Origin of the sequence: Paenarthrobacter sp. CAP02, from assembly GCF_040137855.1 — a bacterium.
GTDB lineage: Bacteria > Actinomycetota > Actinomycetes > Actinomycetales > Micrococcaceae > Arthrobacter.
In genome coordinates this window covers 289,058-313,698 of the sequence record NZ_JBEEII010000006.1, presented here as the reverse complement: position 1 = coordinate 313,698, position 24,641 = coordinate 289,058, and the positions used below count along the sequence as shown (strand labels likewise).

22 protein-coding genes are annotated in these 24,641 nt (G+C 62.9%); 9 read left to right on the top strand and 13 right to left on the bottom strand.

Annotation, left to right across the window (positions count from 1 at the left end; genetic code table 11):
• Positions 1 to 27: 27 nt before the first annotated feature.
• The 9 genes from ABHM97_RS13135 to ABHM97_RS13095 all read right to left on the bottom strand — a co-directional run bounded on the left by ABHM97_RS13135 (position 28) and on the right by ABHM97_RS13095 (position 10,640).
• Positions 28 to 1,074 carry a LacI family DNA-binding transcriptional regulator gene (locus ABHM97_RS13135; RefSeq protein ID WP_235521363.1) on the bottom strand — a complete coding sequence of 349 codons (1,047 nt, stop codon included), beginning with the start codon at positions 1,072 to 1,074 and terminating at the stop codon, positions 28 to 30.
• A gap of 78 nt (positions 1,075 to 1,152) precedes the next feature.
• Positions 1,153 to 2,319, bottom strand: a complete 1,167-nt coding sequence (locus ABHM97_RS13130; RefSeq protein WP_349471064.1) for a Gfo/Idh/MocA family protein — start codon at positions 2,317 to 2,319, stop codon at positions 1,153 to 1,155.
• 25 nt (positions 2,320 to 2,344) lie between these two features.
• Complete coding sequence (locus ABHM97_RS13125) at positions 2,345 to 3,181, bottom strand: sugar phosphate isomerase/epimerase family protein (protein WP_309996817.1); 837 nt, start codon at positions 3,179 to 3,181, stop codon at positions 2,345 to 2,347.
• A gap of 88 nt (positions 3,182 to 3,269) precedes the next feature.
• Complete coding sequence (locus ABHM97_RS13120) at positions 3,270 to 4,157, bottom strand: ATP-binding cassette domain-containing protein (protein WP_309996814.1); 888 nt, start codon at positions 4,155 to 4,157, stop codon at positions 3,270 to 3,272.
• A complete protein-coding gene (locus tag ABHM97_RS13115; RefSeq protein ID WP_235521367.1) occupies positions 4,154 to 6,025 on the bottom strand; it encodes a dipeptide/oligopeptide/nickel ABC transporter permease/ATP-binding protein in 1,872 nt (623 codons plus the stop codon). The genes ABHM97_RS13120 and ABHM97_RS13115 overlap by 4 nt, the downstream gene beginning before the upstream one ends.
• Positions 6,022 to 6,963, bottom strand: a complete 942-nt coding sequence (locus ABHM97_RS13110) for an ABC transporter permease (RefSeq protein WP_235521368.1) — start codon at positions 6,961 to 6,963, stop codon at positions 6,022 to 6,024. The genes ABHM97_RS13115 and ABHM97_RS13110 overlap by 4 nt, the downstream gene beginning before the upstream one ends.
• Before the next feature lie 5 nt (positions 6,964 to 6,968).
• Positions 6,969 to 8,507 carry an ABC transporter substrate-binding protein gene (locus tag ABHM97_RS13105; protein WP_349471060.1) on the bottom strand — a complete coding sequence of 513 codons (1,539 nt, stop codon included), beginning with the start codon at positions 8,505 to 8,507 and terminating at the stop codon, positions 6,969 to 6,971.
• 246 nt (positions 8,508 to 8,753) lie between these two features.
• Positions 8,754 to 9,761 (bottom strand): Gfo/Idh/MocA family protein, encoded by a 1,008-nt coding sequence (locus ABHM97_RS13100; RefSeq protein WP_349471058.1) that lies wholly within the window; start codon positions 9,759 to 9,761, stop codon positions 8,754 to 8,756.
• 33 nt (positions 9,762 to 9,794) lie between these two features.
• Complete coding sequence (locus ABHM97_RS13095; protein ID WP_349471056.1) at positions 9,795 to 10,640, bottom strand: sugar phosphate isomerase/epimerase family protein; 846 nt, start codon at positions 10,638 to 10,640, stop codon at positions 9,795 to 9,797.
• A 200-nt stretch (positions 10,641 to 10,840) separates the two neighbouring features.
• On the opposite strand from ABHM97_RS13095, the gene ABHM97_RS13090 reads away from it, so the two are divergent.
• The 5 genes from ABHM97_RS13090 (at position 10,841) to ABHM97_RS13070 (ending at position 15,116) form a co-directional block, all read left to right on the top strand.
• Positions 10,841 to 11,860 carry a LacI family DNA-binding transcriptional regulator gene (locus tag ABHM97_RS13090; RefSeq protein ID WP_349471054.1) on the top strand — a complete coding sequence of 340 codons (1,020 nt, stop codon included), beginning with the start codon at positions 10,841 to 10,843 and terminating at the stop codon, positions 11,858 to 11,860.
• 59 nt (positions 11,861 to 11,919) lie between these two features.
• Positions 11,920 to 12,741, top strand: a complete 822-nt coding sequence (gene nadE, locus ABHM97_RS13085; protein ID WP_349471052.1) for an NAD(+) synthase — start codon at positions 11,920 to 11,922, stop codon at positions 12,739 to 12,741.
• A 250-nt stretch (positions 12,742 to 12,991) separates the two neighbouring features.
• On the top strand, positions 12,992 to 13,645 hold the full coding sequence (locus ABHM97_RS13080) for a PadR family transcriptional regulator (RefSeq protein WP_257370086.1): 654 nt from the start codon (positions 12,992 to 12,994) through the stop codon (positions 13,643 to 13,645).
• Positions 13,646 to 13,722: 77 nt separating this feature from the next.
• Entirely contained in the window at positions 13,723 to 14,481 is a 759-nt protein-coding gene (locus ABHM97_RS13075) for a MerR family transcriptional regulator (protein WP_349471050.1), read from the top strand.
• Positions 14,482 to 14,525: 44 nt separating this feature from the next.
• Positions 14,526 to 15,116, top strand: coding sequence for a TetR/AcrR family transcriptional regulator (locus ABHM97_RS13070; protein WP_235521376.1), 591 nt, complete (start codon positions 14,526 to 14,528; stop codon positions 15,114 to 15,116).
• A 6-nt stretch (positions 15,117 to 15,122) separates the two neighbouring features.
• Here ABHM97_RS13070 and ABHM97_RS13065 read toward each other — a convergent pair whose 3' ends face one another.
• The 3 genes from ABHM97_RS13065 to ABHM97_RS13055 form a co-directional block, all read right to left on the bottom strand.
• Complete coding sequence (locus ABHM97_RS13065; protein ID WP_349471047.1) at positions 15,123 to 15,413, bottom strand: winged helix-turn-helix transcriptional regulator; 291 nt, start codon at positions 15,411 to 15,413, stop codon at positions 15,123 to 15,125.
• Positions 15,410 to 15,814, bottom strand: coding sequence for a VOC family protein (locus ABHM97_RS13060; RefSeq protein WP_349471045.1), 405 nt, complete (start codon positions 15,812 to 15,814; stop codon positions 15,410 to 15,412). The genes ABHM97_RS13065 and ABHM97_RS13060 overlap by 4 nt, the downstream gene beginning before the upstream one ends.
• 62 nt (positions 15,815 to 15,876) lie before the next feature.
• Complete coding sequence (locus tag ABHM97_RS13055; protein ID WP_349471043.1) at positions 15,877 to 17,463, bottom strand: molybdopterin-dependent oxidoreductase; 1,587 nt, start codon at positions 17,461 to 17,463, stop codon at positions 15,877 to 15,879.
• Positions 17,464 to 17,584: 121 nt separating this feature from the next.
• On the opposite strand from ABHM97_RS13055, the gene ABHM97_RS13050 reads away from it, so the two are divergent.
• The 4 genes from ABHM97_RS13050 (at position 17,585) to ABHM97_RS13035 (ending at position 23,335) form a co-directional block, all read left to right on the top strand.
• Positions 17,585 to 18,340, top strand: a complete 756-nt coding sequence (locus ABHM97_RS13050; protein ID WP_349471041.1) for a hypothetical protein — start codon at positions 17,585 to 17,587, stop codon at positions 18,338 to 18,340.
• 68 nt (positions 18,341 to 18,408) lie between these two features.
• Positions 18,409 to 19,920, top strand: coding sequence for an aldehyde dehydrogenase family protein (locus ABHM97_RS13045; protein WP_349471039.1), 1,512 nt, complete (start codon positions 18,409 to 18,411; stop codon positions 19,918 to 19,920).
• The gene (locus ABHM97_RS13040) at positions 19,921 to 21,576 is read left to right on the top strand and encodes a GMC family oxidoreductase (protein WP_349471038.1); all 1,656 of its coding nucleotides are present in this window, start codon (positions 19,921 to 19,923) and stop codon (positions 21,574 to 21,576) included.
• 145 nt (positions 21,577 to 21,721) lie between these two features.
• Positions 21,722 to 23,335 carry an APC family permease gene (locus ABHM97_RS13035; RefSeq protein WP_349471036.1) on the top strand — a complete coding sequence of 538 codons (1,614 nt, stop codon included), beginning with the start codon at positions 21,722 to 21,724 and terminating at the stop codon, positions 23,333 to 23,335.
• A gap of 9 nt (positions 23,336 to 23,344) precedes the next feature.
• On the opposite strand, the gene ABHM97_RS13030 is transcribed toward ABHM97_RS13035, so the two are convergent.
• A complete protein-coding gene (locus tag ABHM97_RS13030; protein WP_349471034.1) occupies positions 23,345 to 24,562 on the bottom strand; it encodes an acyl-CoA dehydrogenase family protein in 1,218 nt (405 codons plus the stop codon).
• Positions 24,563 to 24,641: the final 79 nt, after the last annotated feature.

Below are 24,641 nucleotides of genomic sequence, written 5' to 3'. Positions count from 1 at the left end.
TACGAGGTACTTCCTGAGCGGGGTTGCCTAGGTGAGCAGCCTGCCGCTGGAGCCGCGCACCACGAGTTCGGTTTCCACGCTCACTGCCTCTTCTGGAGCATCGTGGCCCTGGAGGACGTCCAGCAGGATAGTCACGGCGCGGGTGCCGCACTCCCCCAATGGTGAACGCACCGTGGTCAGTGCAGGGGTGGTGAAGTCCGCGCCAAAGATGTCATCGAAGCCAACAATGCTGATCTGGTCGGGAACGCGCATGCCTCCGGCCTGCAGCTCCTGCATCAAACCGATGGCAAGGAGATCGTTGTAGGTGATGACCGCCGTCGCCCCGCTTTCCAGGACTTCGCGCGCAACCTGCCTGCCGCCGTCGACCGTTGGCTTGGACGATTCAAGGCGCGCGGCGCTGAGCTTGGACCATTCCGCAGCGGCTTTGACACCTTCCCAACGGCGCCCCGTCATCCACGATTGCGCCGGACCGGCAACATACGCGAGCTTCTGGTGGCCATTGGCTGCAAGGCTCCGGACGGCCTCGCTGATGCCCTTGTTGACGTCCGGAACCACGCACGGCACGCCTTCGATTTCGCGGTTGATGACCACCACCGGCTTGTCCGCTGACAATGCGCGGATATGGTCGTCGTCCATGCGTGGACTCGCCAGGATGAGGCCGTCTACCGTGCTCAGGAGGCGTCGGGCAGCGGTAACTTCGGTCTCCGGTGACTCTGCGGATTCAGCCAGGACCAGCGTGTAATCGCGGGCTGATCCGGTGGTTTCCGCGCCACGGATGATGTCAAAGAAGGTGGGATTGGTGATGTCCGCGACGATCAGCCCGATGGTCTGGGTGCGCCCCGTCGGCAACGCGCGGGCGAACGGGTTCACCTGGTAGTTCAATTGCTCAGCCGCGTCCTCGATGATTTTCTGTGTCTTCGCGCTGACCCTGCCCGGCTTGCTCAAGGCGCGCGACACCGTCGATGGGTTCACCCCTGCGAGCTTTGCGATGTCATAGATGGTGGCCGAGGACTTTTCCCCTCGGCCACGCTTGGTGGGGGCGGTTGCTGCTCCGGGGCTCGTCAGGTCGGTCACCGCTCCATCGTAGACCTCGTGGCAACAAAACAGGCCGGTTGCCAAAAGAATGTTGACAACCAGCCCGCTTCGAATGGGCTAGGAACGCTCGGGGAACTTGCCTTCTTCAGCGATGCGCTTGTTCAGCTCCTGCAGGAACTCGTCCTCGTCGAAGTCCAGGGCGACTTCCTTGCCGGTCCAGCTGGAGAGGTGGATGGCGTTGGCCAGGCGGACACCGTTGATGCCGTCGGAACCCGGGGCAAGCAACGGCGTGCCGTCGAGGATGTTGGCAGCGAAGTTCTCCAAAACACCTGCGTGTTGACCGCCCCAGACCGACTCAAACTCAATCACTTCAGTGCTGTACAACTCTTCGCGGTTCAACTGGCCCATGAAGAGCTTCCGAACATCGTCCATGCCCATGGAGTCGCTGATCTCACGTTCAGGTTTTACCAGGCGGGTGACAGTGGCAACCTTGCTGTCCTCCACGACGATCTTGCCCTGGTCGCCAAGGATTTCGAACCTGTCGGTTCCCACAATGTCGTGGGTCGCCGTGACGAAAACGCCAGTGGCGCCGTCGCCATAATCCACTACCGCGGTAACTTCATCCTCGACGGCGATGTCCCGCCGGAAGCCGAACGCCACCTTGGAATACACGGACTTGGGGACCCCGCAGATCCACTGCCACAGGTCCAGCTGGTGCGGGGCCTGGTTGACCAGGACGCCGCCGCCTTCGCCGCCCCACGTGGCGCGCCATTCGCTGGAGTTGTAGTAACCCTGCGGACGCCACCAGTTGGTGATGATCCAGTTGGTGCGGCGAATGCTGCCGATCTCGCCGTTGTCGACGATTTCCTTGAGCTTCTTGTAGAGGGGGTTGTTGCGCTGGTTGAACATGATCCCGAAGGACAGCTCTGGTTTGGAAGCAGCGAACTCATTCAGTTCCTTGACCTGCTTGGTGTAAACGCCGGCGGGCTTCTCGACAAGGGCGTGAACGTTGCGCTTGAGGGTTTCAATGCCCATCTCGGGGTGCAGGAAATGCGGCACGCAGGTGACGATAGCGTCTACGGAACCACTGTCCAGCATCGCGATGTAGTCGTCGTAGAACGGAACCTCAGGGTACTGGGACTCGGCGAGTTCCTTCTTGGCAGGGTCAACGTCGCAGATGGCACCGATCTCCATGTTCGGTACGAGTCCGTCTTTGATGAACCTGGCGTACGCGCCACCCTGCTGGCCCAGGCCGATAATGCCAAGGCGTACTTTCTTGCTCATGAGTGTTTCTCCTGTGTTGGAAGGTCTAGAAAAGGTCGCCGTGGCCCATGGCCACCAGGTTGTCGTACGAGGTTTGGAGCGCGTCCCAAACGGTGCGGCCGTACAGCTCGTCCTGTTCCACGAGCAGGTACTGGGCGCCTGCAGCCACAGCGGCGGGCACGATCGATGGGAAGTCCAGGTTGCCCTCGCCCACTTCGGCGAACTGGACAACATTCTTGAACTCGGCCATGAAGGCCGGGAAGTCGCCCTTCTCCAGGAGCCCGAACGCGGCCTCCGGCATTTGTCCGATCCGGTAGTCCTTAAGGTGCACCATGGCCGTGTTGCCCGCGTACTTTTCCAGTGTGCGGACCGGATCCAGGCCTCCCCGTTGGACCCAGTGGACATCGATTTCCATCCCCATCGCCGGGGAGTTGTCCGCGATGATGTCCAGCATGTATTTACCGTCAAACTTCGCGAACTCGATGTGGTGGTTGTGGTAGTAAAGACCGATCCCGTGTTCCTGCAACCGCTCGGCGTACCCGTTGGCCTGCTTGGCGAACTCCACCACGGCGTCCAGGGACTTCATGGCCGGGAACGGCAGCATACCGATACGCAGCAGCGAGGTGTCCAGCCGCTTCGCATCGTCCACAATCTTGTCGAAATTCTCTGCCAGGGATTCCACCGGCATTCCCTTGCGGCCTTCCACGTTGACCGAGAGCGCGGCGATGTCCATGCCCAGCTCCGAGCGTGAGCGGCCGAGTTCTTCAACGTTTTCCGGGGTCATGGGGATCTGGGAGATCTCCACTGCGTTGTATCCGATTGCGTTGACTTTCCGCAGGGTTTCGAAAGCTCCGACTTCGGCGAAGCTATCCTTCAACATCATCGCCTGTACGCCTATTTTTGCCACTGTGTTCCTCCGTGGTGTTGTGGGCCCGCGAGGACCCTTTGGTATCCGCTGGCTGTCGTTGCCCTCAGGCCACGGCACCCGCTTGTTCGTTTTGACGTTGTTGGTTGGCCAGAAGCCTGTGCCTGTCTGCCCGGCGTTGTTCCTGCCGGTCGGGGTCGGGCACGGGTGAGGCGAGCAGGAGCCGCTGCGTATAGGGGTGTTCGGGATCCCGGGTGACAACCTCCGCCGGGCCCTGCTCCACGATTTCGCCGTGGTACATGACGGCAACCCGGTGGCTGATGTGCCGTACGACGTCGAGGTCGTGGGACACGAACAGGTAGGAAACGCCGGTGTCCCTCTGGATCTGCAGGAACAGGTCCAGGACACGGGCCTGGGTGGAAAGGTCCAGTGCGCTGACGGGTTCGTCGCACACGATCAGCTTGGGAGAGAGCGCCAACGCCCGGGCAATGGCGACGCGCTGCCGCTGACCGCCGCTGAATTCACGGGGGAGGCGGTGGATCGCGTCCGATGGCAACCCCACCTGGTCCAGCAGCTCCCTGACCCGCTTCTTGGCTGCCGCCGGCTCCATGCCCTGAACGGCCAGCGGTTCGGCGAGGATGTCGCCGATTTCCAGCGCCGGGTTCAGCGAGGTGTAGGGGTCCTGGAAGACCACCTGCAGGTCGCGGCTGAGGGTACGGCGTTCTTTGCGCGAAGCGTTGCTGATGTCGTTGCCTTCGAAGACGACCTTACCGGCGGTCACCGGTGCAAGGCCCAGGACAGCGCGGCCAAGGGTGGTCTTCCCGGAACCTGACTCCCCCACCAGCCCCAGGGTCTCTCCTTGGCCAATAGTGATGTTGATGTCGGTCAGCGCGCGGAATGGCTTGGCCCGGAATCGCTTGCTTGGGTACTCGACCACCAGGTTTTCCACTGACAACAGTGGCGCATTTTTCGGTGCTTCAACAGAGGTACTCATGCCACCGGCTCCTTCTGTGGGGTGACAAGCATGGTCATGGGGGTCTTTCCTTCAAGCATGGATCCCAGGAGTGTCTGCGTGTACTGCTCTTTCGGGTTGCGGAGAATGTCCCGGACTGTGCCTTCTTCCACCAACCTGCCGTTCTGCATCACGGCCACGCGGTCGCAGAGGTCGGCGACTACACCGAAGTTGTGGGTCACCAGGATGACGCCGATGTTGAGCCGCTGCTGCAGCTCGCGAAGGAGGTCCAACACATCCGCCTGGACAGTGACGTCCAGCGCGGTGGTCGGTTCGTCCGCTATCACCAGGTCCGGTTCGCAGCTGATGGCGCCGGCAATGAGCACACGCTGTGCCATACCGCCGGAGACCTCGTGCGGGTAGGCATCGAAGGTGCGTTCCGGGTTGGCGATTCCGACGTCGGTGAGCAGCTTGAGTGCCCGGGTCCGGGCCTCGGCTTTGGTGATCCCAAGGACGCGCACCATCGGGGTGACCAGTTGATAGCCGATGGTGAAAGCGGGATCCAGGTTGCTCATGGGTTCCTGCGGAATATAGGAGATCCGCTTACCGCGCAGCTTGGACAGCCGCTCCTGGTTGACGCGGTCATCGCCGGGAGCCACCGTGTAGTTGCCGTCGAACTGGATGGAGCCACCCACAATCCGGGCGTTGTCCGGCAGCAGGCCAAGGATGGAGAACGCGGTTTGGGACTTGCCCGAGCCCGACTCGCCAACGATGCCCAGGATCTCGCCACGGTCCACGTGGAACGAGACATCGTCCACAACCTTCTTGACCGAACCGTCCGCCTGCGGATAGCCGACGCCGAGGTTGGTCACCTTGATCAGGTGGTGCTCGGTTCCAAGCTCGACGGCGGCCACGGACTTCCGTGACTGGCGTGCCTTGGCGGGTTCCGCTGTCGTGCCTTCAGCTGTTGCAACCGACCGCTTCTTGCGGTGCTTGATCTTTTCGCCGTCTTCCAGTGCGTCACGGATGGCGTTGCCTAAGAGGACGAGTCCACCGATGGTGAGTGCCATGGCCAGGGCCGGCCAAAGCAGCAAGGTGGGAGTGAGGTAGACGTTCTTGAAGCCTTCGGAGAGCATGACGCCCCACGTGGCCTTGGTGGGATCGCCCAGGCCAAGGAACTCAAGGCCGGACTGGATGGCGATGGCCACACCGGCGATCGCCGCGGTCTGGATGATGATGGGGGCGCGGACCACGGAGAAGATGTGCCGGGCGATGATGCTCAGGTCCGAGAGCCCGGAGACCCTGGCTGCGTCGACGTAGAGCTCGTTGCGGACCGACTGGACCGCGGTACGGGTCAGGCGGAAGTACGACGGACTGATCAGGACACCGAAGGCGATCATCGAAATCCATACCGAGGGCCCGAAGGCAGCACGAATGGTGAGCAGGACAATCAGGCCGGGCAGGCTCATGAGGATGCTGACCACCCAGTTGGAGACGGCCTCGAACTTTCCGGCGTAGTAGCCGGCGATCAGGCCGGCCGGCAGGCCGATGGCGATAGCGACACCGGCACAAAGCAGCGCGGACAGCAGCGTGAGTTGGGCACCGAAGAGCAGGCGGCTCCAGGTGTCCCGGCCGGCGCTGTCTGTGCCCAGGATGTTTACGGAGTCTGCAGGGGCAAGGGTTTTGGAGATGTTCGCGAAGTTCTCCTCGAACGGCGCAAGGACCGGAGCGAAGATGGCCAGGATGGCGATGGTCCCCAGGATGACCAGCGAGGCTATACCCAGCGGGTTCCTGATCAGGCGGCGCATCACGGTGGAGCGGACCACTGTGCCGCTCTGGCCGGTTCCTGGCTTCGCCGCAAGGCCTGCGGCGTCCGCGGTTACTGCTGATGAATCTATGGAGTCGCTCATGAGACACGTACTTTCGGGTTGAGCCAACCATTGAGGATGTCCACCAGGAGATTGACGACGATGACCACCACCACGGTGTACATCACCACCCCCATGACGACGGGAAGGTCGGACTGGCCGGTCGCTGCTACCGCGAGGGGGCCCATTCCGGGGAGGGCGAAGATCTGTTCGATGATCACCACGCCGCCCAGCATGCCGATCAACTGCAGGCTCAACACCGTCAGGCCTGCCGGAGCAGCGCTGCGCAGCACGTGCTTGAAGAGGATTTCCCGCTCGCCGATACCGCGGCTGCGCAGCGTCCGGACGTAGTCACGTTCGAGCTGCTTGATCACGGCGCTGCGGATTTGCTGCGCTCCGCCGGTGACCCCGTTGATGAGCAAGGCAATGACGGGAAGCGTCATGGACACCACCCACGCTTCGGGTCCCACTTCCGGAGAGATGGTGCTGGTGGCCGGGAAGAGGCCCAGCTGGATGGCCAGGATGGTCACCAGGAAGACGCCGATGACATACCCCGGGATGGAGTCGCCAACGATTGCGCCGATCTGGACCACCCTGTCCACCCAGCCGCGCTTCACGGCTGCGGCAACGCCGATAAGCGCTGCGCAAAGGGCGATCAGGATCATTGCGGTGAAGACCATGGTCATGGTCACGGGGATCCGGGTGGCCAGGGAGTTGGCCACAGGCTCGGACGTGAACCACGAGGCTCCAAGGTTTCCTGTCAGGGCATCACCCAACCAGGCGAAGTAACGGGTCACAAGCGGCTGGTCGAGCCCCAGTTCCTGTTCCTTCAGGGCAACTTGTTCCGGGGTGGCTTGGTCGCCAAGGATGTTCTGGGCGATGCTACCGCTGGAGATGTAGAGCAGCGTGAAGGTGAGCGCCGAGACGACGAACAGCACCACCAGACCGCTTCCCAGCCTTTTCGCAATGAACTTGATCATGGGTCCTACTTGGCAGGCGAGTAGTTGTAGATGGAGGGAACGGCTTGCTGGGCCTGCGGCGTGACGTTCACTTTGTCGTTGTGGTAGTACATCTGGTTCACGCGGAACAGAGGAGCGAACCATGCCTGTTCAACCACGTACTTGTTGACTTCCTGCGCCAGCTTGCCGGCATCTGCCCCACCGGTGCGCACAGCCTGGATCTTGGCCTCGAGCTCGGGGCTGGTGGTCTTGAACGGGTTGTAGAGGGCCTTGGTGGAGACGATCTGGTCGATCGCTACCGTGGGCTCGCCCTGGAAGAGGTTGAAGTACATCGCGTTGTACTTCTGCGCTGCGACATCTGCGGTGAACGTGTTGGTAATGGCGGCGCCGGGGTTCAGGGTGATTCCGACATCCGCCAGCTGCTGCTTGAGCACGGAGATCAAGGTTTCGGCGCCGGGCAGGGTGGGAACATCGATGCTGACCTTGCCCTCAAAGCCGGATTCCTTCAGGAGCTCCTTGGCCTTGGCGGGATCGTAGGTGTAGTAGTTCTCCAGTTCCTCGGTCCAGGCGCCGCTGTCCTTGCCAAAGGGCTGGGACGTGGGGGTACCTTGGCCCAGCATGACCTGGTCGAGGATGGTTTTGCGGTCGAAAGCGTAGTTGATGGCCTGGCGGACCTTCACGTTGCCCAGGGCCGGGTTCTTGGTGCCATCGCGGTCCAGGAGAAGCAAGCCTGCCCAGTCAACCTGGTTGGCTTCGAGCTTCATCTTGGCGCCCTCAGCCTGCTTGCCGTTCTTCGGGTCCAGCAGCGTGGCGTCGATCTGGCCGGATACCAGCGCGTTGGTGCGGGCTGTGGGATCCAGGAGGACCTTGAGGGTGAGCTTCTTGTATTTCTGGAGGTCCTTGTTCCAGTAGCCTTCCCGGGCGGTGAAGACAGTCTGGGAATCCTTCACAGAAGCTGCCTTGTCCATGACGTAGGGGCCGGAACCCACGGGCACGGTCTTGATGGCGTCGGTACCCAGTGCGGCGGGGCTTCCCATGAGGCCGGCCGCCTGGCTGAGGAAGAATTCCAGTGCCGGCTCGGGAGCGCTGAGGTTGATGTCGATCGTGTCGGCGTCCACCACGGCGACGTCGGAGACTGAGCTCAACTGTGCCATCTGCGGGCCGTTGGCCTTCTTGAAGTGATCCAGGTTGGCTTTGGCCGCGGTGGCGTCGAACTTGGCGCCGTCGCTGAAGGTGACATCCGCGCGGAGGTCCACTGTGAGCTTGGTGTTGGTGTCGTTGTACTTCCACGCGGTTGCCAGCATGGGGCTGAGCTTGCCGTCCGGTTCGCGCAGGATCAGGGAGTCGTAGGCAGCCTGGTACGGCTGAAGTGCGTGGCCGACGTGGGCCTGGGCCGGATCCCACGAAGTGAGGTCTCGGAGGGTGCCCAGCGTCAGCGCGGTGATGGTTTTTCCGCCGCCGGCGTTCGAACCAGCTCCGGCCGCGCCGCCGCCACCGCATGCGGTGAGCGCCAGGGAGGCACTGAGTACGATGGCGGCTGCTGCCGCCTTGGGACCTAACTTCATTGTCGGCTCCTACTATGTTCTTGCCTGATGCGAGTCAGAGCATTTGGGTGTGGTCTGCACCACATATTTCCGGGTGTGGGATTTACAGTACGGACTTATTGGGGGCTTGGCAACCGATTGTCAAAAGTTTCTTAACTTGTTGCCAAGCCGCTGATGAAAGTGAGACAAGATCGCGCAGGTGGGCACGAAAATGGCCGGAACCCCCAACGGTTTCCGGCCCCAATCGCCAAACGGTTGCACTGGATCTCAGGCCACACGCCCGGGCATGTCCGGGTAGCTTTGCGCGTAGATGTCCTTAATGATCGCCAGTGATTTTCCGGCCTCAGCCGGGTTGATCCAGAAGGGTCCAGGCTCTCCAAGGCGTGCATAGAAATCGGTAATGAGTAGCTCATGCGAGACACCCCAGTAGGCGCGGCCGCCTGATTCTGCCACCCGCTCACGAACAACCTCCACGGTCCCGTCAGCGTAAGTAATGGTCAGGTCGCCGCGCAGGCTGAGCGCCGCCTTCTCCGTCACGATGTCCAGCGTCACCGGAGCGTTAACCGCGTTGGCCAGCGTCGCGTAGAAGACGCTCCGGGCCCCGCCAACGTGCTCGGCCACGAATTCGGCAGTGTCCTCCACCTCAATGACACCACTCAACGACCGGGTCGATGCACGACCCTCCACCTTGGCAACATCGCCCACCAACCACTGCAGCAGGTCCACGGTATGGATCGCCTGGTTCATCATCAGGCCACCCCCACCCTCGGCCCAGGTTCCACGCCACGGCCGGCTCCGGTAATAGTCGCCGTTCCGGTGCCACATGACGGTGGCGGACGCGCCGATCACTTGACCCAACCCGCCGTCGTCGAGCATTTTACGCATAGCCTGCGACGTCGCGTTGTAGCGGTTCTGGAAGCAAACGGCGATTTTCGCCGGACTGCGCTCGGCCACCTCGATTAGCCGCTTGCCCTCAGCCAGCGTGTGCGCGAGCGGCTTCTCGACGATCACATTGACGCCGCGCTCAAGGCAGTCGGCGGCCACTGAAGCGTGAAGATAGTGCGGCGTACAGATATGCACGACGTCGGGCCGCACCTTTTCGAGCATCTCCAGGTAGGCCGCGTACCCAGGTACGTCGTGGGCGGCTGCCGCCGCCTCCAGCCGCGCCGGGTCCGTGTCGCACACCGCCACGAGTTGGACGTCGTCCATTGTGGCGATCGCTGCAAAGTGGACGGTTGAGATGTCACCGCAACCAATGATTGCCGCTGTAGTCATTCCTGCTCCTTCGAAGGATGATGCTTGAGTGGGTCAGGCGAGGGTGACGCCGTTCGTTGCTGCGAGTCCAGCGAAAGCCCGGGCCGCGACGCCAAAGGCGACCGGGCCGGAGTAGCCGCCCAGCTCGTGGGCACTGGCAAGGTGCGGTTCCAGCGAAGCGAAGCCCGCGTACCCGTCAGCTGCGAGTGCGGCAATGGTTGCATCCAGTTCCCCGTCGCCCTCACCGGACGGAACCACTTCACCGGTGGCAGCGATCGCATCCTTGACCTGGAGGTATTCAAGGTACGGGCGCAGCATGGCGTAGCCCTCGGTGTACGGCTTGACTCCCACCTGGACAAAGTTCGCGTTGTCCCAGGCAACCCGAAGCGCCGGCGAGTTGACCGTTTCCATGATGTCCAGGACGCGGTCCGGCGTATCACCGAAGATGCCCTTTTCATTCTCGTGAAGAAGGACGACGCCGGCCGTCGCTGCTACCTCTGCCAGCGCAGACATCCGCTCCATGACTGCATCGCGGATGTCTTCCTGGCTCTGGCCCTCAGCGCGATAGAAGGAGAAAATCCGAATGTACTTGGTCTCCAGCGCTTGGGCGACCGAAATGATCTGCCGGAGCCGGGCCACCTCGTGTTCCACCGGCAGGGTGACATCCACCTTGCCGATCGGACTGGCGACGGCGGAGACTTTGAGGCCCTTTTCATCGAGGATGGCCTTGAGCCGTTCGACGTCGGCCGGCGCAAGTTCGGAGACGTTGGTGCCCCAGGCGCTACGAACCTCGATGTGGCTGGCACCGAGGGCCAGCAGCACGGCGGCCTGGATTGTGGGATCGGGATCTACTTCGTCGCCGAAACCGGACAGGTTCCACACGGCATGGGCTTGAGTCACGAAATCTCCTAAATAGTCCTGTGGCAGCTCCGGCGGGGCCCGGTGACGCAGTTCACAGGCAAGTCATGTTCCCCACGAGTTTAGCCACCTTGGCACGGCCTTGACAACCGATTGCCATTCGCTGCCAAGTTGTGGCACTCTTGATCAACGGTGTGGCACTTGTCACAGCCGCATGATCTGACGTTCAGAGAGGAACGCCCATGGCGACGCAGCCCGTGGCTGCAGGCAGGCCTGCAACCATCCATGACATTGCCGCCCTATGCGGCGTGGCGGCATCCACAGTGTCCAGGGCCCTCGCCAATCCGGACCGCGTCAACATCCGCACCCGTGAGCGTATCCAGGCAGCCGCAGCCGAGCTCAATTACACCCCCAACTCCCAAGCGAAAGCGCTGAGCTCAGGCCGGACCGGAGCCGTGGGGGTCCTTGTACCGGACATCACCAACCCGTTCTACTTCGACCTCATCCGGGGAACGCAGCTCCAACTCAAGGCAGCCGGGTACACGCAGCTGCTGGTGGATACCGAAGAATCTGACGAAGTCGAGGCAAGCACGCTGGAGCAGCTGCGCAAGAGCGCTGATGGCGTGATCGTTGCTGCGTCACGCCTCGACGACGAAGCCCTCGCCGACGCGGCGGCCCGGATGCCCATGGTCACCGTCAACCGCGACGTCGACGGCGTTCCGGCAGTCCTCATCGACACTCCCTCGGCCATGCCCCAGGCCCTGGACCATCTCATTTCACTCGGCCACACGTCCGTTGCCTACGTGGGCGGGCCGGCTGTCTCGCAGTCCAGTGCCCGACGCTGGAGTGCCCTGTCCGCGGCCGCGGAAAGCCGCGGCGTCGAGGTCCGCAGCCTCGGTCCTTTCGCCCCCAAAACCCAGTCCGGCGCCGCCGCCGCTGACGCCGCCGTACACAGCGGCGTCACGGCGTGCATCGTGTTCAACGACCTCATTGCCATTGGCATGCTGCAGAGACTCCGCGAACGGGGGCTGCGGGTGCCGGAGGACATGAGCATCGTGGGATGCGATGACATCTTCGGCGCGGACTTCTGCAATCCACCTCTAACCACCATGAGCTCGCCCATCGAACAGGCGGGGCGTGTGGCGGTCTCCATGCTCCTGGCCCAGCTGAACCCGCTGGCGGGTGGCGGAAACCGCAGCCGGTCCGTCATGCCCACCCACCTCACCGTCCGCGGCTCCACCGGCCCGGCGCCCGCCAAATAAGCCGAATCACGGCGCAATATGGTTGAGCCTTTGTGACCGGGCTGACTAGTGTGGAACACATGCGCGAACTCCAGGCCAAGATCATTGAGGAAATGGGCGTCCAGCCCCGGATCGATCCTGCGGAGGAGATCCGCAAGAGGGTCGCCTTCCTGAAGGATTACCTGAAAGCCACCGGCACCAAAGGGTTCGTGTTGGGCATCTCCGGGGGCATCGACTCTTCGCTTGCCGGCCGCCTCGCCCAGTTGGCCGTTGAGGAACTGGAAGCAGAGGGCATAGAGGCGAACTTCGTCGCGGTCCGTCTCCCCTACGGCATCCAGCACGATGAAGACGACGCCCAGGCGGCTTTGGATTTCATCAAGGCAAAGACCGAGTGGACCTACAACATCTCCCAAGCCGTGGATGGTTTCGAGGAAGAGTTCGAAAAGACCACCGGTGCGCCCATCTCGGACTTCCACAAGGGCAACACCAAGGCCCGCGCCCGCATGATCGCCCAGTATGCGCTGGCCGGCGAGCACAACTACCTGGTCATCGGCACGGACCACGGCGCTGAGTCCGTGACGGGCTTTTTCACCAAATTCGGCGACGGCGGTGCGGACATCCTGCCGCTGTTCGGCCTCAACAAGCGCCAAAACCGTGCACTCCTGGCCGAACTCGGGGCCCCTTCCCGAGTGTGGGAAAAGGTGCCCACGGCGGACCTCCTGGACGACAAGCCCGGCCGGACCGATGAGGACGAGCTCGGCATCACCTATGACCAGATCGACGATTACCTCGAGGGCCGGGACATTCCGGAGGACGTCGCTGCGAACCTGGAGCAGAAGTACCTGCGCACGCGCCACAAGCGCACGGTTCCGGTGACCATCTTCGACACCTGGTGGAAGTAACCACCACCCCAACCAGAACTGCCTAAACCACGACGGCGGGTGCGGACTTTGCGACAAGTCCGCATCCGCCGTCGTGCTTTAACAACCCTCGCTCACATCCCACCCGCTTCCCCCAAACGCTCGCTCACATCCCACCCCCTTCCCCCAAACGCTCACTCACAAACCCTTGACGTCGCGATAGATACCGATATATCGTTAACTATCGCCGATACTCCTTCGGCGAAACAACAACCGAAAGGACGATGCTGCTATGAAAGGCATCAACGAACACGACAACAATTTCCCGGATCACGGACATGGCCACCCTGAGCACGAACACGGCCGAGGCCGCTTCAATCGCGGCAAGGGTCGTCGCGGCCCCGGCGGCCACGGCGGAGGTGGATTTGGTCCCGGCGGTTTCGGCCCAGGGTTCGGCCCTGGCGGTTTCGGACCAGGCTTCGGCCCAAGGGGTTTCGGCCCCGGCGGCTCCCGGCGAGCCAACCGCGGCGATGTTCGCGCGGCTATCCTCTCCCTGCTGGCCGAGGCGCCGTCCAACGGATATGGGCTGATCAAGACCATCGCCGAGAAGACGTCCGGAGCCTGGCGCCCCAGCCCGGGCTCGGTCTACCCGACACTGCAGCAGCTGGTCGATGAAGAACTGATCGTCGCTGTCGGCGAGGGACGCCGCACCGAATTCACACTTACTGAAGACGGCAAGGCCTACATCGCCGAGCACGAAGAAGAGCTTGCCAACGCCTGGAACACCGAGGCAGACGGCACCGGCGCCGCATTCCACCAGAGCGTCGGAAAGCTCATGGGCGTCATCCACCAGTTCCGGGCGGCGGCCACTGACGAACAGCGCCAGGCTGCCATTGAAAAGCTGGACGAGACCCGTCGGGCGCTCTACCTGATCCTGGCCGACTAATGCCTGCTGACGCCCCCTTGACCTTGACGTAACGTCAACCTCTACTGTCGAAAGTACAAGCACAGGACGGGGGACGGATGGACTGGTCAATCCAGGAAATCGCGAAAATGGCAGGAACCACCAGCCGCACGCTGCGTCATTACGACGACATCGGGTTGCTGAAACCAAGCCGGACCGGGCATAACGGCTACCGCTACTATGACGGTCCGGCGCTGGTTCAGCTGCAGCGCATCCTCCTGCTCAGGGAACTCGGTCTCGGCCTGCCGGCCATCGCCGAGGTACTCAACCGCGAGACAGACACTGTCAAAGCATTGAGCGGCCACCTGGAATGGCTCGCCCGCGAGCAGGACCGGCTGACCCGGCAGATCGCCTCCGTCCGGCAAACCATCGACACATTGAAAGGGGATGGAAAGTACATGGCACAGGACATGTTCGACGGCTTCGACCACACTCAGTACAAGGATGAGGTGGAGGAGCGTTGGGGTAAGGACGCCTACGCCACCAGTGATTCGTGGTGGCGCAGCATGAGCCCCGACGAGAAGCAGCAGTGGAAGGATCGCCTGCAGAAGTTGAGCGCCGACTGGATTGCTGCTGCCGAATCCGGCGTTTCTCCCGGGAGCGCCGAGGCGCAGGACCTCGCCCGACGCCACGTTGAGTGGCTGCGCGGCATACCGGGAACCCCGACGGCGGCACCCGGCGGAGACGTCAAAGGTTACGTCACGGGACTCGGCGAAATGTACGTGGCGGATCCTCGCTTCGGCGCCAACTATGGCGGGGAGGCAGGGGCGACGTTTGTCAGGGATGCCCTGCGGGTTTACGGGGAAGAGAACCTGTAGACGATCGGGATGCGCCGACATGAGTTAGGCAATAGTCTGGCCGAATGGGTACAAGCACCGCTAAAACCGGCGAACAAGCTGACAGACAGACGCGCATCCTGGAAGCGGCCTTGGAACTGCTGTCCCGCCACGGCATTTCCGGCATCAATATGAGGGCGGTCGCGCGTGAAGCCGGCGTGGCTCTGGGACTGGTGAATTACTACTACGAAGACAAGTCGAGCCTGATCAGGGCGGTGCTGCACCAGATCGAAGAGCACGACCTCCTGCTGGTGGAGCCGGCCCCCACGTCAACCCCGGATGAGCAACTCCGGGAATCACTCCGGCGGGTCGCAGACCCCGGGCTCCTCACCACGCCATATTTGTCACTCCGCCTCCACCTGTGGGCCCTGGCCCAGGCGCACGAGGACTTCGCGCAGATCAACGCCGCGGCCTTTGACAGGTATCTCCAAGGGCTTGCGGCATTGATCGGCAACGCCGTTCCCGGGCTTTCCGTGGATGAATGCAAGGACCGGGCGTCCGACATCGTCGTCGTGCAAAACGGCATGTGGCTCACCTCCCTGCTGGGCATAGACAAGGCAGCCATCGAGCGGGGAATCGCGCGCACGGAAGAGATTGCATTCGCCCCTGGCAGCTAAAGACCCTTAACGGTCCTGGCTACTTTCGTCGCCCCAGCGAGCCAAGGCGTCGATCGCTTCACTAAGGGCGCGTCCGCGATCGGTCAATGCGTAAGCGCGGGTGTTGTGCCGAAGCGGCAGCCGGACCAGGACCCGGGCGGCCTCGAGCTCCCGCAAGCGGGTAGCCAGCATGTTGGTTGGCACCCCCAGGTCGCGTTGCAGGTCACCGTAGCGCTGTGGCCCCTCGAGGAGGCGTTCGACAATGAGCAGCGCCCACCGTGCTCCGACAATGTCGAGGGCAGCGGCGAGGTTGCTCACGCCGTGGGATCTGCATCCGGCTTCATCCAAAACGGCGAGTAGTGGTAGCCGTCGGGGTCGTCGAATTGGCGTTGGTACATGAAGGGGTAGTCGTCGGTGTCACCGATCCGCCCACCGGCAGCTGCGGCGCGCTCAATGATCTGGTCCACCGCCTCCCGGCTGTCCATGTCGAAGGAAACGGTGACTTTGGAGGGGGTTTCGGGTCCACCGATGATGTCCTCGGTTCCCCCAACGCTCGCGTACATCTCGCGGCTACCAAGCATGACGTACTGCTCCGGCGCGATCTCGAAGCAGGACACATTGTGGTCGGACATCTTGGTGTTGAGGGTCCAACCGAGAGCGGTGTAGAAGGCGGTGGTGCGTTCGACGTTGTCGACGGGGCAGGTGATGAAAAGGCTCATGCGGCCCATACTTGCAAAATGCAAGTAACCCGTCAACCCCCACCGGGAACCGGATGCCCGGACTACTCCACCGTCACCATCACCGACGGCCAGCCCGAGGCTCCATCGGGCACCGGATCGGCGCGCTTTTCCGTCTGGGTTTCACCGGTTCCGTCGGTGGCACGTGCTTTGACGTAGTGGATGCCGGGTGTGGCATCCCATTCGTAGGACCACTGACGCCAAGTTACCGTGGAGGCTTCGGTGGAGAGGGTTGCCTCCACCCATTCGCCGTCGTCGATCTGCACTTCCACCTTGGTGATGCCGCGCGTCTGGGCCCAAGCGGTGCCACCCACAGCTACCTTCCCTGGCGGGAACTTCGCGAAGGACTTCGGTACGTCCACACGTGCCATGGTTTTGATGGGCCCACGTTCCGACCATCCGCGCTCAGTCCAGTAAGCCTTGCTGTCCGCGAAGCGGGTGACTTCCAGATCCACCACCCATTTGGTCGCGGAAACGAAGCCATACAGCCCCGGAACCACCATGCGCACGGGGTATCCATGTTCCACCGGCAAGGGCTCACCGTTCATTCCGATGGCCAGCATGGCGTCACGGTCGTCCTGCAGGACATCCAGCGGAGTGGAGGCGCTAAAGCCGTCAATGGACTTTGAGAGCACCATGTCCGCGCCCTCCTTCGGCTTGGCCCTCTTCAGGACTTCGCGAATGGGGAAGCCCAACCACTTGGCGTTGCCGGCCAACTTGCCACCCACAGGGTTGGAGACGCAGGTCAGGGTGACGTGGGATTCAATCAGGTCCGCGTCCAGCAGGTCCTGGAAAGTCAGGGTGACCTCCTGTTCCACCATTCCGTGCACCCGGAGTGACCAATCTTTGACGTTGATCTCCGGGACACTCAGGGCCGTGTCAATGCGGTAGAACTCGTTGTTCGGCGTCAGCCAGGGAAAGACTCCCGGAACCGGGGACTGGACCCCGGCGGGCACGGGGGCGGCGGCCTTGACCGGCGCCGGGAGGCGGAGGGCGTCCCGGGCCTGCGCAACGTTGTTGCGCGCGGCGCTCAGAAGCCTGCCACCGGTTGCCGCTATTCCTGCCGCGACTGCGGCAACCCCCGCCGTCGCGAAGAAACGACGGCGGCTGGTGCCGGCGCCCCCAACCCGGCTATCGGCGTCGGAAGCTATGTCAGAAGGAGCTTCCGGCCACGCCTTCAGTCCCCACAGCGGCACCATGAGCCGACGCAGGACGAAGAGGCCGGCGATCGTTCCCAGGACGGAAGGGATGGCATCGACGGGACCCACACCTGCGCGGGTCACGACGCAAGCCACTATTACCGTCCCCATGAACAGCACACCCAGGACCCCGAGGGCCCACTTCCGGTAGGCCACTATGCCCAGGACGCAGGCCAGCAGGGCGATGGTCAGGCCCATGCCGACGAACAGGGCGGCCTTGTCGTTGGTGCCGAACGTAGCGATCGCGAAGTCCTTCATCCACGGGGGCGTGAAGTCGATGAACGTGGACCCAAGGGCGAACACCGGCGTTGCCCTGGCGGTGAAGAAGGCGCCGATCAGTTCCGCAACAGCGAGTACGACGGCGGCCGACACCACGCCTGCCAGCGCGGCCATGGTTTGGGGGCCTTTGGTCCGGAGTCCGAGCTTTTTCATGACAGTGGTTCGTAGCGGGCGGGAGCGGGGATGGGTGACCCGAATGGTCAGTTAATCCAATTGATAGATATATACTTTCGAAGACCAACGCTTGGCCCGGCACCTTCAGTAGTAAAGGATCATGATGAAGACCAGAAGTTCATCCCGAAAGACATTAGTTGCGGTAGCCGCAGCCATTCTTGTCACCACAGCCCTGGGTAGCTGTGCGTCCGCCGCACCCACCCCCACCGAGGCAGCCGCCACGAGCTCTATGCCATCACAGAGCCCCGACCGCAGCGACACAGCAGCCTCCCCTCAGGCGGAGGCGACTGCCGGCGACTCAGGCTCCGGCCTCGGCTCGGGCTCCGGGGGAAAGCTCGACCCGGCCACTGAAAATCTCACCTGGGACAACGGCAACAGAATCCTGGGGGATGAAAACGGTGGACACACTCCCGACATTGCCAGCTCCCTGACGGATCCCAGCGCCGGTTGGCAGGCCGACTACAGCCGCATGGCTACGGACGGGATGATGACCTTCACCTCCGATAACACGCGATGCAAAGTGCGAACGCTCCAGGTGCGCAACCAACCCTCCGATCTGGTGCCCGGTGACGACAGGGCATCAACCCTGAAGGTTCTCGCCATCCTCATCCCCGGCAAGAAGGACCTGGCCGCAAACGTCAAGGATGCGAGCCTGGGCTACGGCATGGCGGGCAATCATGGAGTGGACATGCTGTCGCTGACCTACACATCGGGCGACTCCTACGGCTATACCGCAGTACGAACCTTCAGCAAGCCGGCGGTCACTGTCAAGGTCGAAGCACTTTGCCCCACACTCGAGACCCTCAAATCCACCCTTCCCGAAATCAGCAACAACATCAGCATCAACGCATACTGAAGTGTCACTTTGAACAGATGTTCATATTTTCCTTGAACAGGTGTTCAAGATGCATTAGCCTGCTCCGTATGACCCAAGCCACATTTTCCGATTCCGCCTCCACCCTCTTCATCAACGGCCGGTGGGAGCCGGCAGCGTCCGGCACGGTGCGCGAGATCCACAATCCGGCCGACGGCGAACTGGTCGCCACGGTGTCCGAAGCCGGCCGCGAAGATGCCGAGCGCGCCATCGCCGCAGCCCGGGCTGCCTTCGACTCCGGCGTCTGGTCCTCCGTCCCGGCTCCCGAACGGGGAGCGTTCCTGCTCAAGGTCGCCGCAGAACTGCGCGAACGCCGCGAGAAGTTCGCCCGTGCCGAATCGCTGGACACCGGCAAGCGCATCGTCGAAAGCCGCATCGACATGGATGACATCGCCGCGTGCTTCGAATATTTCGGGCGCCTGGCGGGGCAGTCGGCGGGCCGGGTGGTCGATGCCGGGGACCCCGCCGTCGTCAGCAGAATCGTCTACGAACCTGTTGGAGTGTGCGGCCTGATCACGCCGTGGAACTACCCGCTGCTGCAGGCCGCCTGGAAGATCGCTCCTGCGCTGGCCGCCGGCTGCACTTTCGTCCTGAAGCCCGCCGAGCTGACCCCGTCCACCGCAATCCTCACCATGCAGTTGCTGAAGGACCTGGGCCTGCCGGACGGCGTCGCCAACCTGCTGACCGGTCCGGGAGTAAAAGCGGGCGCACCCCTTTCCGAGCACCCCGACATTGATCTGGTCTCCTTCACCGGTGGCCTGGAAACCGGCAAGCGCATTGCCGCGGCCGCAGCCGGCACCGTGAAGAAGGTGGCGCTGGAACTCGGCGGCAAGAACCCCAACGTCGTCTTCGCTGACGCTGACTTCGACGCCGCCGTCGACAATGCGCTGAACGGTGCCTTTGTGCACTCAGGCCAGGTCTGCTCCGCCGGGGCGCGGCTGGTGGTGGAGGAATCCATCGCCGAGCGCTTCGTCGATGAGCTGGTCCGGAAGGCCAATGCCATCCGCCTTGGCGGACCGTTCGACGAGTCCGCCGAAACCGGACCCCTGATCTCTGCGGCCCACCGCGAGAAAGTGGACGCTTACGTCAAGCGCGGCGTGGCCGAAGGTGCGCGGCTGCGGTGCGGCGGCGCGGCCCCTGAAGGCGAACAGTTCGACGCCGGTTTCTACTACCAGCCCACCGTCCTGGACCGCGTGACCAGGGGAATGTCCGTTGTGATCGACGAAGCTTTTGGACCGGTAGTGACAGTGGAAACCTTCCGCACCGAGGACGAAGCCGTGGCCACCGCCAACGACACCATCTACGGGTTGGCGGGCGCAGTCTGGACCCAGGATGCCGGCAAGGCCCAGCGCGTAGCGGGCCGCCTGCGGCACGGCACGATCTGGATCAACGACTACCACCCTTACCTTCCGCAGGCCGAATGGGGCGGCTTCGGCCAGTCCGGCGTCGGCCGTGAACTCGGCCCCACCGGTCTGGGCGAGTACCAGGAAGCCAAGCACATCTACCAGAACACCAGCCCCCAGGTGACCGGCTGGTTCGCAGACCACGGCAAGGAGAACTAGATGCACGTCGACAACATAGAGAGCCTGGGCAACCGCGGGTTCGATTACGTCGTCATTGGCGGAGGATCTGCCGGGGCTGCCGTCGCCGCCCGGTTGAGCGAGGACCCCGCGGTCACCGTGGCCCTGGTGGAAGCCGGCCCGGATGACCGCAACATCCCCGAGATCCTGCAGCTGGACCGCTGGATGGAACTGCTGGAATCCGGCTACGACTGGGACTACCCGATCGAACCCCAGGAGAACGGCAACTCCTTCATGCGCCATGCCCGCGCCAAGGTCATGGGGGGCTGCTCCAGCCACAACTCCTGCATCGCTTTCTGGGCTCCCCGCGAGGACCTGGACGAATGGGAGTCAAAGTACGGAGCAACCGGCTGGAATGCTGCTGCCGCCTGGCCTTTGTACCAGCGCCTGGAAAGCAACGAAGACGCCGGACCGGAAGCACCACACCACGGCAACAACGGCCCGGTCCACTTGATGAACGTTCCTCCGAGCGATCCCGCCGGGGTGGCGCTTCTGGATGCCTGCGAGCAGGCGGGCATTCCCCGCGCAAAGTTCAATGACGGCAACACCGTGATCAACGGCGCCAACTTCTTCCAGATCAACCGCCGCTCTGACGGGACCCGCTCCTCCAGCTCGGTCTCCTACATCCACCCCATCGTCGATCGTGAAAACTTCACGCTGCTGACCGGCCTGCGGGCCCGCCAGCTGGTGTTCGACGCGGACAAGCGCTGCACCGGCGTCGATGTGGTCGACTCCGCTTTCGGCCGGACGCACAGGCTGGACGCGCGACGCGAGGTCATCCTGTCCACCGGTGCCATTGATTCCCCCAAGCTGCTCATGCTCTCCGGCATCGGCCCGGCAGAACACCTGGCCGCGCATGGCATCGAGGTCCTGGTGGATTCCCCCGGCGTGGGCGAGCACCTGCAGGACCATCCGGAAGGCGTGGTGCAGTATGAGGCCAAGCAGCCCATGGTGCAGACCTCCACGCAGTGGTGGGAGATCGGCATTTTCACACCCACGGAGGAGGGCCTGGACCGCCCCGATCTGATGATGCACTACGGTTCCGTGCCCTTCGACATGAACACCCTGCGCTATGGCTACCCCACCACGGAGAACGGCTTCAGCCTCACCCCTAACGTCACGCACGCCCGTTCCCGCGGGACAGTCCGACTGCGTAGCCGGGACTTCCGCGACAAGCCCATGGTGGACCCCCGCTACTTCACCGATCCGGAGGGCCACGACATGCGCGTCATGGTGGCCGGCATCCGCAAGGCCCGGGAAATCGCGGCGCAGCCGGCCATGGCTGAGTGGACCGGACGTGAGCTCTCCCCCGGCATCGAGGCGCAGACGGACGAGGAACTCCAGGACTACATCCGCAAAACCCACAACACCGTCTACCACCCTGTCGGTACCGTCCGGATGGGACCGGTGGAGGACAAGATGTCGCCCCTGGATCCCGAACTGCGGGTCAAGGGCGTTATCGGGCTGCGCGTGGCCGACGCCTCCGTCATGCCCGAACACGTCACCGTCAACCCGAACATCACTGTCATGATGATCGGCGAGCGCTGTGCCGATCTCATCAAGTCAGACCTCATCAACGACAACCGGACGGAGGAACCCACGACGGCGGAAGCCGACTTCAGCTTTTCTGTCGCCTGAACAGGCGCCCTGCTTTAAGACCCACGCAACAAACAATGGGGGAAACAGCCGGAGGCACAAAGTGGTGCCCGGTTTTTGATTTCGACTGCGGCCAACGGCGGACGCAGGTAATCACCATTAATGCACGTCTGAACTAGGAGTTCGCATGTCAGAACCCAGCAAATCAGGACCCTGCAAGAGCGATGCAAGCGGTATGGACGAGTTTGGCTATGCCCAAACCCTTGACCGCAGCATCGGTAAGTTTGCCAGCTTCGCGGCCGGCGTCAGTTATGTCTCCATCCTCACCGGCGTTTTCCAACTGTTCTACTTCGGATTTTCGACGGCGGGACCTGCCTACGCCTGGTCGTGGCCCATCGTCTTCGTCGGCCAGCTAATGGTCGCCTTGTGTTTTGCCGAACTGGCCGGACGTTATCCGGTGGCTGGATCGGTCTACAACTGGGCCAAGAGGCTTTCAACCGGAACGTGGGCCTGGTTGGCGGGCTGGTTGTTGCTGCTCTCCTCCATCATGGCCCTGGGCTCCGTTGCTTTGGCCCTCCAAATCACCTTGCCGCAGATCTGGAGTGGCTTCCAGATGGTGGGCGATGGAACCGGCCCTTACGACTTCGCGGTGAACGGGGTGATCCTGGCAAGCATCATGATCGGCATCTCCACGCTCATCAACGCGTTCGGGGTGAAGCTCATGACCATGATCAACAGCGTGGGCGTGTTCGTGGAACTGGTCGCGGCGGTCCTGCTGATCGTGGCCCTTTTGTGGCATGCCGTGCGGGGCCCGGAAGTCCTCCTGGACACGGCCGGGTTCGGCGAAGGGCAACCCCTGGGCTTCTTCGGAGTGTTCCTGATCGCCGCCATGGCCTCCGGTTATGTCATGTACGGATTCGACACGGCGAGCTCACTGGGCGAAGAAACTAAGGACCCCAAGAAGACGGCGCCCAAGGCCATCCTGCGCGCTGTCACGGCGTCCTTCCTTCTGGGCGGGCTGCTCCTGCTGGGCGGGATACTGGCCGCGCCGGACCTCTCCGACCCGAAGATTGGGGCTGCTGACGGCGGGCTGCAATACATTGTGCTGTCGGTGCTCGGCGGACCCTTCGGCAAGGCGTTCCTGGCGTGCATCGTCGTGGCTGTAGTGGTGTGCACGCTGGCCGTCCACGCGGCTGCCATCCGGATGATGTTTGCCATGGCCAGGGACAACAACCTTCCCTTCAGCCGCCAGCTCAGCAAGGTTCACCCCACCCGGAAGACGCCTACCGTGGCGGCTATCGTCATCGGCGTGGTGGCAGTGATTCCCCTGCTGGTCAACATCTCCCAGCCAGCCATCTTCACCATCCTCTCCAGCATCAGCATCGTGCTGATCTACCTCTCCTACCTGCTGGTTACCGTGCCTATGCTGCGGCGCCGGTTCCTCAAGAAGTGGCCCCTGAAGGACGACGGATCGGAACCCGGATTCAGCCTCGGCAAATGGGGACTGCCCGTGAACATCCTCGCGGTGCTCTGGGGCGGCGCCATGACACTGAACCTGGTGTGGCCACGGCCGGAGATCTACAACTCGGTGCCGCCCTTTGAGTGGTACCTGCAATGGGGCGGTGTCATGTTCGTCGCGGCAGTCGTCATCGGCGGAACACTGCTTTACCGCCTCCGCATCAGGCACCGGACTGGCGTGCTGGCCGAACACGCTGCCGCCGCGCCATCGCCGTCCACATCCGCATCGTCGTCCACATCCCCGGACCCGGACCCCGGGTTGGTGGCCGCCCAAAATTCCTAGCAGTCAACCTCAGACGAACGCCGATTTTCCTGTCACGGCCCGGGCAACAATGAGGGAGTTGATCTCGTAGCTGCCCTCGTACGTGTAGAGGATCTCGGCGTCTCCGAAGAGCTTGCCCATCTCGTAATCCGTGGTGATTCCGTTCCCGCCCAGCAAGGACCGGCCCATGGCTACGGAGGAGCGTGCCAGCCGGGTGGTGGTGGCTTTGCACATGGCGGCCTGGACCATTTCGAGCTTGCCGGCCTGCTGGATCCGGGCCAGTTCCACCATCATGGACAGTGAAGCGTTGGCGTTGCCCAGGATGTCCGCGAGCTGCTGTTGCACCAACTGAAAACGTGCCAGTTCCTTGCCGAACTGCTGGCGTTCCAGCGCGTAGGCGCGGGCAATGTCGAAGGCAGCCAGCTGGATTCCCGCGGCCTGCCAGCCAACCCAGGCCCGGGAATCACGCAAGAGGTCATTGGCCCGGGAAAATTCGGAGGCCCCGGGAAGGAGATTCGATTCAGGAATGCGGACATCATCCAGCACGATGTCCGCATTCTGCATGATGCGAAGGCCGATCTTGTTCGAAATCTTGGAGGCTGTGAAGCCGGCCCGGTCACTTTCCACGATGAAACCCTTGATGTGCCCGTCGTCCTCGTCACGGGCCCAGACCAGCGCGAAGTCCGCAATGGTGCCTGCCCCGATCCAGCGCTTGGCACCGTTGATGACCCATTCGCCGCCCTCGCGCCGCGCCGTCGTCGAGAGTCCTCCGGCAATGTCCGATCCGTGGTCCGGTTCGGTGAGCGCGAAGGCACCCAACTGGGTGAAGGCTTCGAGGCCCGGCAGCCACTTCTGCTTTTGCTCGTCAGAGCCGAGCTCGTTGATCATGCCCACGATGAGTTCGTTGTGGATTCCCACCAGGGCCGAGAGGGATACGTCGGCCCGGGCGATTTCGGTGTACATAAGGCCCTTGAAGAGCTTGGTGGAACCGTCGGTCTGAAGCCCGCCGAGCCCGAACTTGGCCATATCTGCGAGTAACCCGAAGGGGAATTCCTCGCGGTTCCAGTAGTCGATGCTGGCCGAGCGGATGCACGCCTGCAGGAATTCCCGGATTTCGAGGTACCGCGTGCGCTCCTCCTCGGGCAGGAGATCGATGACGTGCATCAGGTCCGCCTCCGGATAGGGAGGGAGGACGTGTTGTGGTGCCGTGCCATTCGTGGTGGTGCCGGCAGCTTTTTCGTCGAGCATTGGACCCCTTCGTCATGTCCCGTGCAGGCTCTTCCAAACCCTTGGATGTCCTAGTATATTGCAAGGTGATGTGGATCAC